The organism is Clostridium sp., from assembly GCF_050717515.1.
Classification (GTDB): Bacteria; Bacillota; Clostridia; order Clostridiales; family Clostridiaceae; genus Clostridium_AD.
On sequence record NZ_JBOITL010000023.1, the window covers coordinates 113464 to 125634 of the forward strand.

Sequence of the window (12171 nt, forward strand, 5' to 3'; positions counted from 1 at the left end):
GTATGTCGAAAATTTGAACTTCTTGTTTTAATTTGTTATGATGTAAAAATCGGCTATAAAATTAAACAAATGTTTTTTACAAAAAATACATAAATTAAATAATAAAAGAGGTGGATAAATGTTAAAAATTGAAGTTAAAGGATTAACCAAAATTTTTGGTAAAAACCCTAAACAAGGGGTAAAGTTTTTAGAAAGTGGAAAAACAAAAAAAGATATTTTAAAAGGAACAGGAATGACTGTAGGTGTAAACAGAGTATCCTTTGAAGTACATTCTGGAGAAATTTTTGTAATTATGGGGTTATCCGGAAGTGGTAAGTCTACGCTTGTAAGATTAATTAATCGATTAATTGAGCCAAATGCAGGCAGTGTATTAGTAGATGGCGAAGATTTAGCCAAAATGGATAAAAACCAATTAAGAGAAACTAGAAGAAAGAAACTAAGTATGGTTTTTCAAGGATTTGGATTATTCCCTCACCGCAGCGTTTGGGAGAATGCCGGATTCGGATTAGAAATTCAAGGAATGGATAAAAAAGAAATCCATAAAAAAGCTCTTGAATCATTAGAAATGGTAGGACTTAAAGGCTATGAAGATCAATATCCTAGTCAATTATCAGGAGGAATGAAGCAAAGAGTAGGTCTTGCAAGAGCTCTAGCTAACGATCCAGATATTTTATTAATGGATGAAGCCTTTTCAGCCCTAGATCCTCTAAATCGTAAAGAAATGCAAGATGAACTTATACATTTACAAGCATCTATGCATAAAACAATTATATTTATTACCCATGACTTAGATGAAGCACTTAAAATTGGAGACAGAATTGCAATTATGAAAGATGGATTGATTGTTCAGGTTGGTACTCCAGAAGAAATCATGACAAATCCTGCTGATGAATATGTTAAAAAGTTCGTTGAAGATGTAGATAGATCCAAGGTCTTTTCTGCCCAACATGTTATGCAGAGTCCAGAAACCATCAATGTAGAAAACCACGGCCCACGAGTTGCATTGCAACGTATGAGACAGGCTGGAATTTCAAGCATTTATGTTATTAATAAAAATAGAGAGTTCCTAGGAGTTGTAACTGCAGATGCTGCGGCAGAGGCAGTGAAAATCGAGAATAAAGATATTTATGATGTTATGGATACAGATGTTCCTGTGGTTCTTCCAGATTTATCATTAAATGATTTATTTGAGATAATACACGATTCTCCTGTACCAGTAGCTGTTGTTGAAAATAAAATCTTAAAGGGAATTATAGTTCGAGGCGCGGTACTTGCGGCTCTTGCAGGAAACGAGGTGAATCTAGATGACACAAATACCAATAGTTGAATGGGTTGATATGTTTGTAGAATGGTTAAGAGATAACGCTCAGTGGTTTTTTGAACCCATTAAAGATGGACTAAACGCTGTTGTAAATGGTTTAAGTGACGCACTAATAGCTATTCCTCCATTAATTTTTATTCTAATTATCGTAGTATTAACTATATTTATAACCAAGAAAAAATGGGGCTTATCTATATTTGCACTATTAGGATTATTGTTAATACAAAATCTAGGATATTGGGAACAAACTATGCTTACACTATCTTTGATTTTAACATCTAGCTCAATATCAATTTTAATTGGCATCCCTCTTGGAGTTTGGATGTCAAAAAATAAAATAGTTCAAGATATAATAACACCTATATTAGATATTATGCAGACTATGCCTGCCTTTGTATATTTAATACCAGCTGTTTCTTTCTTTGGTATAGGAATGGTGCCCGGGATTATTGCATCTGTTATATTTGCAATGCCTCCAGTTGTAAGACTTACTAATTTCGGTATTCGTCAAGTTCCTACAGAACTAATTGAAGCTGCAGATGCTTTTGGTTCAACTCCAAAGCAAAAATTATTTAAAGTTCAACTTCCCATTGCCAAAAATACAATTATGGCAGGTGTTAACCAAACAATAATGCTTGCACTATCTATGGTAGTTATAGCTTCTATGATTGGTGCTGATGGATTAGGAGTTGAAGTCTTTAGGGCCGTTACAAGAAATGAAGCTGGACAAGGTTTTGCGGCTGGACTCTCCATTGTTATATTAGCTATGATACTAGACCGTATTACTCAAGCCCTAAATATAAAAACTAATTCTTAACAAATTAATATATAGGTAATATAAGGAGGCATAAATTTATGATTAAACATAACTGGAAAAAAGTTAGTATGATTGCTTTTAGTCTAGTAGCCCTAACTCTTGTTGGCTGTGGTAACAGTAATAAAAATAAAAGTGATACTAAGCCAAAGTCTGCTAATGCAACTTATGGTGAGCAAATGAATTATAAGATTACAGGTATAGATGCTGGTGCAGGAGTAGTTCAAGCTTCCGAAAAAGCTATTAAAGACTATAAATTAGATTATACTGTACAAACTAGTTCAGGAGCTGCTATGACACAAGCTCTTTCAGATGCAATTAAAAATAAAGAACCAATTGTACTTACTGGTTGGTCACCTCATTGGATGTTTAGTAAATATGATTTAAAATACTTGAAGGACCCTAAAGGATCTTTTGGTGGTTCTGAACATATAAATACAATTGCGCGTTTAAAATTAAAAGAAGATAAGCCTGATGCTTACAAAATTTTAAACCAATTTTCTTGGACGCCTAAGGATATGGAAGCTGTTATGCTTAAGATTAATGATGGTGAAGATGTAAAGAAAACAGCAAGACAATGGATTACTGACAATAAAGATAAGGTAGGTAAATGGACAGCAGGTGCGAAAAAAGTAAAGGGTGAAGAAATCAAACTTGCCTATGTTGCTTGGGATACAGAAATCGCCTCTACTAATCTAATTGCATTAGTACTTGAAGATATGGGATACAAGGTTAGACTTACGCAAGTAGAATCAGGCCCTATGTGGGCTGCAGTAGCCAGTGGCGATGTAGATGCTATTGTTGCAGCATGGCTACCAGGAACTCATGCGAAATATATGGCTGATTACAAAGGTAAATTTGAAGATTTAGGTCCAAACCTAGAAGGAGCTAAAATAGGTTTAGTTGTTCCTAAATATATGAATATTGATTCTATAGAAGATTTAGTTAAATAACTTGAATTAAATCCTCTACTTTAGAGCTGTAATATTTAAAGATAATAATATATTTATAGTGATTTATAACAAAAATAGTTATTGTAAGATTAAAGAATTTCACAATGAAATTAAAAATTCATTTAAATCCACCTAAGCCCTTACATCACAGCGTTTTATAGCAATGTGATGTAGGTTTTTTTTTTGCCATGAAAACCTTTTACAAAATTTAAAAAGTTTTTGTATAAATCGTTTTCAATAATTACATAATAAATTATAGCTATTAACGCAATCTTTACAAAGTAACAACTCAATGTTATGATTAAGTTGTTACTTGCAATAATTAAGGAGGCTACACTTTGATTGATTTTATAAATGTGAACAAAAGCATCAATGGTAAGGTTATATTGAAAGATATAAATATAACTATAGAAAAAGGACAATTAGTTGCCTTTATCGGACCTAGTGGTTGTGGAAAAACTACCACACTAAAAATGATTAATAAATTACTAACTCCAACCACCGGTGATATTTTAATTAATGGAGAGAAAATTGGAGAAAAAAACACTATAAAGCTTAGAAGAAACATGGGCTACGTTATTCAACAAGCGGGACTTCTTCCTCATTTAACTATTGGTGAAAATATTGGTTTAATAGCATCTATAGAAAAAATGCCAAAAGATAAAATAGAGGAAAAAGTAATTGAATTATTAAATCTAGTAGGACTAGATCCTAAAGATTATGTAAATAAATACCCTAAAGAGCTTAGTGGAGGCCAACAACAAAGGGTAGGAGTTGCAAGGGCTCTTATAATGGATCCTGATGTAATATTAATGGATGAACCTTTTAGTGCATTAGATCCTATAACAAAAACTCAACTTCAAGATGAAATATTCAACATACAACAAAATTTCAAGAAAACTATAATATTCGTAACTCATGATATGGATGAGGCTTTAAAACTAGCGGATAAAATTTGTATCCTAGAAGCTGGATCCGTAGTTCAATTTGCCACTCCTGAGGAACTATTAAAAAACCCCATTAATGACTTTGTGCGAGATTTTGTAGGTAAAAACAGAATATGGAATCAACCCGAACTCATTAAGGCAAAAGATATTATGATAGAAATGCCTGTAAAATCAGTTGGTGAGCGAACCATTCTGCAAGCCATTGAAATAATGAAATCTAATCATGTAGATAGTTTACTTGTGGTAGATAAAGCTAATCTTTTATGTGGCCTTGTTACTTTAAAACATATTAGAAAAAATCCAGATAAAAGTAAAAAGATTAAAGATATAATGCAAAAGGATCTTTTAACAGTAAGCAACGAAGATTCTATAATTGATATATTAGAAATGATAAAGAGTGAAAATATAAGCTTTGTACCTGTAATAGATGAAAACTTAAAACTGTCAGGCTTAATTACCAAGAGCAGCCTTTTATCTATCTTAAGTAACCAGTTTATAGATGAGGAGGTAGATGATAATGAATAGTATAACATCTTTTATAAATTTCGTAATAGATAGAAAATCTGAAATTTCCGGTTTATTTATACAACATATTCAACTAACTATATTTTCAATTTTACTTGCAGTGGTAATAGCTATACCCCTTGGAATACTTATAGTTAGATATAGAAAACTTGCAGGTCCTGTCATTGGATTTACAAATATAGTTCAATCTATACCAAGTTTAGCACTACTGGGATTTTTAATTCCTGTACTTGGTATCGGCAGTAAACCCGCAATTGTTATGGTAGTTATGTATTCTCTTCTACCTATTGTAAAAAGCACATATACAGGACTCACTAACATAAGTCCTTCACTTATTGAAGCCGCTGATGGTATGGGACTTACGCAAACACAAGTACTTCTCAAAGTTCGTTTCCCACTAGCTATGCCGATTATAATGTCAGGTGTTAGAATATCTTCAGTTACAGCAGTAGGACTTATGACTATAGCCGCCTTCATTGGGGCTGGTGGTTTAGGCTTTCTAGTATATTCTGGTGTTGCAACTGTTAGTAATAATATGATACTAGCTGGAGCTATCCCTGCTTGTTTACTTGCTATTTTTCTAGACTTCATTTTAGGTAAGGTAGAAAAAATAGTAATTCCTGAAGGAATAAGAACTACTCCTAGTAAAGCAAGAAAAACTAATACAATTTTCAGCAATAAAAAATTCAAACTTGGAGCCTTGATACTCGTTCTTATAATCATTGTATCCTCCGTAGTTTCTAGTTTTGGCAAAAGTAAAAACACAATTGTGGTAGGCTCTAAAAACTTTAATGAACAATTAATACTTGGAGATATGGTAGCCTCTTTAATAGAAAGTAAAACAGATATTAATGTTGAAAGAAAATTAAATTTAGGAGGAACTGCTGTAGTATTTAGCGCTATGCAATCAAAAAATGTTGATGTATATGTAGAATATACTGGAACAGGTCTTGTAAATATACTAAAAAAACCTACTATAAAAGATCCAACTAAGGTTTATGATATTATGAAAACGGATTTTTCTAAAAATTATAATGTGGAAGTATTAAACCCCCTAGGATTTAATAACACCTATGTAATAGCAGTGAAACAATCTCTTGCTAAAAAAAATAATTTAAATACTATATCCGATTTAGCAAAAATAAGTCCTACTTTAAACGCAGGATTTACTATGGAGTTTGCAAATAGACCAGATGGTTATCTTGGAGTTAAAAAATTGTATAACCTAAATTTTAAAAATTCTAAAGGTATAGATGGTGGGCTTAGATATACAGCCCTTGAAAAAGGTGAAACACAAGTTTTAGACGCCTTTGCTACAGATGGATTACTTAAAAAATTTGATCTTCAGCTTTTAAAAGATGATAAGAATTTCTTCCCACCTTACTATGCAGTTCCTGTAATAAGAGCAGAAACATTGAAGAAATATCCTGAGTTAAAGGAAGTATTATTACTTTTAGAAAATAAAATTAGTGATAAAACTATGAGAGACCTCAACTATAGAGTAGATAGTGGAGAACAATCTAAAGTTGTTGCAGAAGACTTTTTAAGGTCTATAAAATTGATGGATTAAGTTAAAGAGAACGTGATATACTAGCAAATTAGGATATCACGCTCTTTTTAGGCTTCTTAGAGCACTTTACCACCCCTCATTAGAAACTTACTCTTTTTTCATATAAACATGTGTTCTTTACAAAGTAACAACTTGGTGATATACTTAAGTTGTTACTTTGAAAATTTAAGGAGGTTACATTTTGATTGAGTTTAAAGATGTAAATAAAAGTATAAACGGAAAAATAATATTAAAGGATATAAACATTACTATAAAAAAAGGAGAACTGGTTGTTTTTATCGGACCTAGTGGTTGTGGAAAAACTACAACACTAAAAATGATAAATAAATTACTAACCCCCACTTCTGGTGAAATCTTAATTAATGGAGATAATATCAACACTAAAAACACTATAAAGCTTAGACGTAACATGGGCTATGTTATACAACAAGCGGGTCTTCTACCTCATTTGACTATAGGTGAGAATATTGCTTTAATAGCATCTATAGAAAAAATGCCAAAGGATACAATAGCGGCGAAAGTCGTTGAATTATTAAATTTAGTTGGACTAGCTCCTGAGGAATATTCAAACAAATACCCTAAAGAGCTTAGTGGAGGTCAGCAACAAAGAGTTGGTGTGGCAAGGGCTCTTATAATGGATCCTGATGTAATATTAATGGATGAACCCTTTAGTGCATTAGACCCTATAACAAAAACTCAACTCCAAGATGAGATATTCAATATACAACAAAACTTCAAGAAAACCATAATATTTGTAACTCATGATATGGATGAAGCCTTAAAACTTGGGGATAAAATTTGTATCTTAGAAGCTGGATCAGTAGTTCAATTTGCTACTCCAGAGGAATTATTAAAAAACCCTATTAATGACTTTGTACGAGACTTTGTAGGTAAAAACAGAATATGGAATCAGCCTGAACTAATTAAGGCAAAAGATATTATGATAGAAATGCCTATAAAATCCGTTGGAGAGCGAACAATTGTGCAAGCAATTGAAATAATGAAATCTAGTCATGTAGATAGTTTGCTTGTAGTAGATAAAGCTAATCTTTTATGTGGACTTGTTACCTTAAAACAAATTAGAAAAAATCCAGATAAAACTAAAATGATTAAAGATATAATGATAAAAAATATTATAACAGTAAATAATGAAGACTCTATAATCGATATATTAGAACTTATAAAGAAAGAAGACATAAGCTTTGTTCCAGTACTGGACGATAACTTAAAGCTATCAGGCCTTATTACCAAAAGTAGCCTTTTATCTATATTAAGTAATCAATTTATAGATGATGAAGACGAGGAGGCAACTGATAATGAATAGTATAACTTCTTTTATAAATTTCGTAATAGAAAGAAAAACTGAAATATCAGATTTACTTATGCAACATGTTCAACTAACTGTATTCTCAATTTTAATGTCTATAATAATTGCAATACCTCTTGCAATACTTATAGTTAGGTTTAGAAAACTTTCAGGTCCTGTTATTGGCTTTACAAATATAGTTCAATCTATACCAAGTCTAGCACTACTCGGATTTTTAATACCCGTAGTTGGTATTGGCAGTAAACCCGCAGTTATTATGGTAGTTATGTATTCTCTTCTACCTATTGTAAAAAATACATATACGGGACTAACTAATATAAGTCCTGCGCTTATTGAAGCTTCTGATGGTATGGGACTTACTCAAACTCAAGTATTACTTAAAGTTCGTTTTCCTCTAGCTATGCCTATTATAATGTCAGGTGTTAGAGTATCTTCAGTTACAGCAGTAGGACTTATGACCATAGCCGCATTTATAGGCGCTGGCGGCCTTGGATATTTAGTATTTTCTGGTGTTTCAACCGTTAATAATAATATGATCCTAGCCGGAGCTATTCCTGCTTGTTTACTTGCTGTTATTTTAGATTTCATTTTAGGCAAGGTAGAAAACATAGTAATTCCAGAAGGGATAAGAACTACAAGTAAAGTCAGCAAAACTAGTTTATTATTTAAAAACAAAAAAATTAGAATTGGGTCCATTATATTAGTTGTTATACTAATTGTAGGATCATTAGTTTCAAGTTTAAATAAGGGTAAAAATACCATAGTGATAGGTTCTAAAAATTACAATGAACAAATAATACTTGGAAATATGGTAGCCTCACTAATAGAACATAAGACAAAATATAAAGTAGAAAGAAAATTTAATTTAGGCGGAACTGCCGTAATATTTAACGCTATGAAATCAAAAAATTTAGATTGTTATGTAGAATATACTGGTACAGCGCTTATAACTATACTAAAAAAAGCTTCTATAAGCGACCCAGCTAAAGCTTATAATGTAGTAAAAGAAGATTTCGCTAAAAATTATGGTATAGAGTTAATGAAACCCATAGGTTTTAATAATGCTTATATAATGGCTGTAAACAAAGAACTTGCTAAAAAAAATAATTTAAAGACTGTTTCTGATTTAGCAAAAATAAGTCCAACACTAAATGCTGGATTTACTATGGAATTTACAAATAGATCAGATGGTTATCCTGGACTTCAAAAAAAATACAATCTAAACTTTAAAAGTGTAAAAGGTATAGATGGCGGACTTAGATATACAGCACTTGATAAAAATGAAACACAGGTTTTAGATGCAAACTCCACGGATGGATTATTACAGAAATTCGATCTTGCACTATTAAAAGATGATAAGAATTTCTTCCCGCCTTACAATCCAGTACCTATAGTTCGCACAGATTCATTGAAAAAATTCCCCGAGTTAAAGGGACTATTACTACAACTAGAAGGGAAAGTTACAGATGAGGATATGCAAAAACTTAATTTAAAAGCAGATAATGGAGAAGATCCTAAAAAAGTTGCAGAAGACTTTTTAAAATCTAAAAAATTAATAGAGTAAGCTAAAAGGTATATTCAAATAAATATATATTCTAAATTTAAAAGTGAGATATGTTATTAAACTATCTCACTTTTTTTGTACTCATTTTAATAAATCAAAGGCAAGTTATTTTTTTACTAAAAATAGAGTTAATTAACTCTGTAAACACTTATCTATAATTTCACCTTTTTTATCAGCTGGCACATTTTCTAATAATTTTTCTTCTAGTTCAAATATATATATTTTGCTATCATCTATAACATAAAATTTATTTATTTGGTTTAAATCTCCACTACTTTTATATAAAATCGGCTTGCATATGTCATCAGACATCCTAACTAAATCTTCAATAGTTACTACCTTCATTGTACTTTCACATGAAAATACCACATCATTTTCAATTGCAACCATTCTATTACCATGCAGTTTAAATATTTGCTTTAATTTTTTCTCAAAGGGATTGTTTACAATTAATCCTGATGTAAAGAAAATAAAAAAAACTAAAGCACCTATACACGTCCCAATAGCAATACAAGTTATAGCAACCATTTTTTTATTAATAGGTACTGGTATTTTCTTTACTTCCTCAATTGCAGCTTGTTTTTTTAAAGCTAAATTACCTTTAATCTCAAAGACTTTTGTATTCAAAGGAATTTCCATTGAAGGAGACAAATTCTCCTTAATTACTCCTTTATCTGTTTTTGCCTCTAAATTAACTCTAAAAAGAATAGTCAATTTTGTATTAAAATTAACACTTGATGTTTTAATTATTTTTTGAACAATATTATTATACTCCTTAAGCTTTATTGGTATATCCTTCTGGACTAAAAATATTTTATCATTAACATTGAATTTAGTTTTTGCTTGAAGTGTCTTTTCCTTCTTCCAAACAGTTTTCTTTTCCTTTTCGCTTCCCGTCATCCCTTCTAGCACTGCAATAATCTCATAATCACCATTTATATCAGCTGCTCTTTCACCACTAAACTCATATTTAAAAGATGCATTTATATAATCTATATAATCGGTTATATAAGTATTACCCTCCACTAGGTCATTTTTACCATATATTTCATTAGGAAGTAACAAAACTTTATAATTAATATTTCCGTTATTTTTATAAGAGTATAAAGGCACTTTCTCCGCGGTAAATTTATGACTATTTACTATTCTATACAAAAAAGCTGACATCCCAATTAGTATAATAACAGTTGATATTATAAGACCTAACCTTAAATATGTATTCATAGCACATAGTTTTTTGTTTTTTTTATTTTTAGACCTCATTTTTACTCCCCCCTAATATATTTAATATGTATATTGTACCTTATAAGTTATTTATTTCCAATATAAACATTGTAAGCAGGGTTAGACTCCCTGCTTACTTACATTATTAGTTGTGTTGCTTAAAGCTTACTTTTATTTTTTCTTTTTATATAAAAGTACACTTCCTCCACCTATAAAGCACCACCCTATTGTTATTACTACCGTCATATCTACGGGTGACCCTGTTTGAATTAGTCTAGCAACTACTTTGGGACCATCTGGATCAGGTACAGTTGGTGTACCTGGCTCAGGCACAGTTGGTGTACCTGGCTCAGGCACAGTTGGCGTACCTGGCTCAGGCACAGTTGGTGTACCTGGCTCAGGCACAGTTGGTGTACCTGGCTCAGGCACAGTTGGTGTACCTGGCTCAGGCACAGTTGGTGTACCTGGCTCAGGCACAGTTGGTGTACCTGGCTCAGGCACAGTTGGTGTACTTGGATCAGGCACAGTTGGTGTACCTAGCTCAGGCACAGTTGGTGTACCTGGCTCAGGCACAGTTGGTGTATCGCCTCCTCCAGATGATGTAACAGCTCTAAAATTCATAGCAATAATAAATGTACTTTTTAGCCTTTGAACGCTATTTCCCGCCTCTTCATTCATGTCTGCAACTATCTTAACTTTTTTAATTTCACCAGGTTGAAGCGTACATTCAACATCACTTTTAACACTTACGGTTTTATTAATTAAGTTTTCAACACTGCTACTAAATAATAATAAATCGCCTCTCATTATTCTATAATTTACATTTTTAGTGAAATCTATATACTTCTGAGATTCTGAAGAGAGTACATTATCTGAATTATCCTTTATCTTAAAATCACCTAGTTGAAAACTATCCATGACAATACTAAATGAACAGTTATTCCTTACAGAAAATATACTACTTACACTCCCTCCTGGTATTAATAATCCATCACATGATGTAAATATAGGAACTTGATTCCCATTCCCTGTCTCTTTAACATCAATAACAATTCCAGTTTCAACAGCTATAGCATGAAAACTTGACTGAAGAGATATAAAAATAGTCAATAATACAAAAATCACAATTGATGAAATTTTTAACGTATTCCTTAAAATCAATTAACTCCCCCCCCTTTTCATACAAGGTCAAAAACAACTCTATTATATTATTAGTTATCTTGCTTAAAGTTTGTTGTAAGGGTGAATGTTAAAGTTTTCATTTGAGTATCTGGTGGTGCATCTTTATCAAAATGTATGATAATATACTTTTCCGCTGAACCATCTCCATTTAAGTCATCTGCTTTCTCTTCAGGAACATTTAAAGAGAAGTTACCCTTACCATTAGGTTCCATCTTTAAATCACTTAATGACTCCTTTATCTCTGCATTAAAATCACTTGCAATATTTTCAAGATTTCCACTGATTTTTTTAGTTTCTTTATCAATTACGTTATCTCCATCTGCATCTATAGTAAGTCCAGCATCATAAGTCAAATAGGCTAACAGTTTTCTATCTCCATTAAACTCAACTTTGAAATCATCAAGCTTTACCGGAATAGTTCCTGAGTTAATGCCCGTTACCCTAAATGCAGCCCAGGATCCTGGGTATAAATTGGTCAATGATACCTGAACAGTATGTGCTTTCTCACCAATTATTTGTACACTTGAGTTTACATCTTCAGACCCACAAGCTGAAGGATATGTGTCATCCTCAACGAAATTAACATTAAATTCACCAGTTGCCACTGTACCATTAATTACTAGATTATCATCCCATTTTGCATATCCGGCACCCATTAACATTAAAGATGTTACTAAAGCTATGGATATAACCCTTATTTTTTTCATTTCCTAGCACCTCCTTTACTAATTTCTAAAAAACAGG

General features: G+C 31.8%; 10 protein-coding genes. 7 read left to right on the forward strand and 3 right to left on the reverse strand.

Annotation, left to right across the window (positions count from 1 at the left end; genetic code table 11):
* The first annotated feature begins 118 nt into the window (after positions 1-118).
* The 7 genes from ACREV6_RS08500 to ACREV6_RS08530 all read left to right on the forward strand — a co-directional run bounded on the left by ACREV6_RS08500 (position 119) and on the right by ACREV6_RS08530 (position 9021).
* Positions 119-1327: a quaternary amine ABC transporter ATP-binding protein gene (locus tag ACREV6_RS08500; RefSeq protein WP_431577576.1), complete on the forward strand. Its 1209-nt coding sequence runs from the start codon at positions 119-121 to the stop codon at positions 1325-1327.
* Positions 1305-2138 (forward strand): ABC transporter permease, encoded by an 834-nt coding sequence (locus tag ACREV6_RS08505; RefSeq protein ID WP_431577577.1) that lies wholly within the window; start codon positions 1305-1307, stop codon positions 2136-2138. Before ACREV6_RS08500 ends, ACREV6_RS08505 begins: the two co-directional genes overlap by 23 nt.
* Positions 2139-2176: 38 nt before the next feature.
* On the forward strand, positions 2177-3088 hold the full coding sequence (locus ACREV6_RS08510; protein ID WP_431577578.1) for a glycine betaine ABC transporter substrate-binding protein: 912 nt from the start codon (positions 2177-2179) through the stop codon (positions 3086-3088).
* 338 nt (positions 3089-3426) lie between these two features.
* The gene (locus ACREV6_RS08515) at positions 3427-4560 is read left to right on the forward strand and encodes an ABC transporter ATP-binding protein (protein ID WP_431577579.1); all 1134 of its coding nucleotides are present in this window, start codon (positions 3427-3429) and stop codon (positions 4558-4560) included.
* Positions 4553-6130: an ABC transporter permease/substrate-binding protein gene (locus ACREV6_RS08520; protein WP_431577580.1), complete on the forward strand. Its 1578-nt coding sequence runs from the start codon at positions 4553-4555 to the stop codon at positions 6128-6130. The genes ACREV6_RS08515 and ACREV6_RS08520 overlap by 8 nt, the downstream gene beginning before the upstream one ends.
* 181 nt (positions 6131-6311) lie before the next feature.
* Complete coding sequence (locus ACREV6_RS08525; RefSeq protein WP_431577581.1) at positions 6312-7454, forward strand: ABC transporter ATP-binding protein; 1143 nt, start codon at positions 6312-6314, stop codon at positions 7452-7454.
* The gene (locus ACREV6_RS08530; RefSeq protein WP_431577582.1) at positions 7447-9021 is read left to right on the forward strand and encodes an ABC transporter permease/substrate-binding protein; all 1575 of its coding nucleotides are present in this window, start codon (positions 7447-7449) and stop codon (positions 9019-9021) included. Before ACREV6_RS08525 ends, ACREV6_RS08530 begins: the two co-directional genes overlap by 8 nt.
* Positions 9022-9153: 132 nt before the next feature.
* Here the strand turns inward: ACREV6_RS08530 and ACREV6_RS08535 are convergent, their stop codons facing one another.
* From ACREV6_RS08535 to ACREV6_RS08545, 3 genes are all read right to left on the reverse strand, one after another.
* Positions 9154-10284 (reverse strand): DUF5305 family protein, encoded by a 1131-nt coding sequence (locus ACREV6_RS08535; RefSeq protein ID WP_431577583.1) that lies wholly within the window; start codon positions 10282-10284, stop codon positions 9154-9156.
* A gap of 132 nt (positions 10285-10416) precedes the next feature.
* On the reverse strand, positions 10417-11406 hold the full coding sequence (locus tag ACREV6_RS08540; RefSeq protein ID WP_431577584.1) for a hypothetical protein: 990 nt from the start codon (positions 11404-11406) through the stop codon (positions 10417-10419).
* 50 nt (positions 11407-11456) lie between these two features.
* Entirely contained in the window at positions 11457-12134 is a 678-nt protein-coding gene (locus ACREV6_RS08545; RefSeq protein ID WP_431577585.1) for an intermembrane phospholipid transport YdbH family protein, read from the reverse strand.
* Positions 12135-12171 lie beyond the last annotated feature (37 nt).

Coding starts and splice junctions, on each gene's coding strand:
- ACREV6_RS08500 (WP_431577576.1), top strand. CDS start 119: ATGTTAAAAATTGAAGTTAAAGGATTAACCAAAATTTTTGGTAAAAAC.
- ACREV6_RS08505 (WP_431577577.1), top strand. CDS start 1,305: ATGACACAAATACCAATAGTTGAATGGGTTGATATGTTTGTAGAATGG.
- ACREV6_RS08510 (WP_431577578.1), top strand. CDS start 2,177: ATGATTAAACATAACTGGAAAAAAGTTAGTATGATTGCTTTTAGTCTA.
- ACREV6_RS08520 (WP_431577580.1), top strand. CDS start 4,553: ATGAATAGTATAACATCTTTTATAAATTTCGTAATAGATAGAAAATCT.
- ACREV6_RS08530 (WP_431577582.1), top strand. CDS start 7,447: ATGAATAGTATAACTTCTTTTATAAATTTCGTAATAGAAAGAAAAACT.
- ACREV6_RS08535 (WP_431577583.1), bottom strand. CDS start 10,284: ATGAGGTCTAAAAATAAAAAAAACAAAAAACTATGTGCTATGAATACA.
- ACREV6_RS08545 (WP_431577585.1), bottom strand. CDS start 12,134: ATGAAAAAAATAAGGGTTATATCCATAGCTTTAGTAACATCTTTAATG.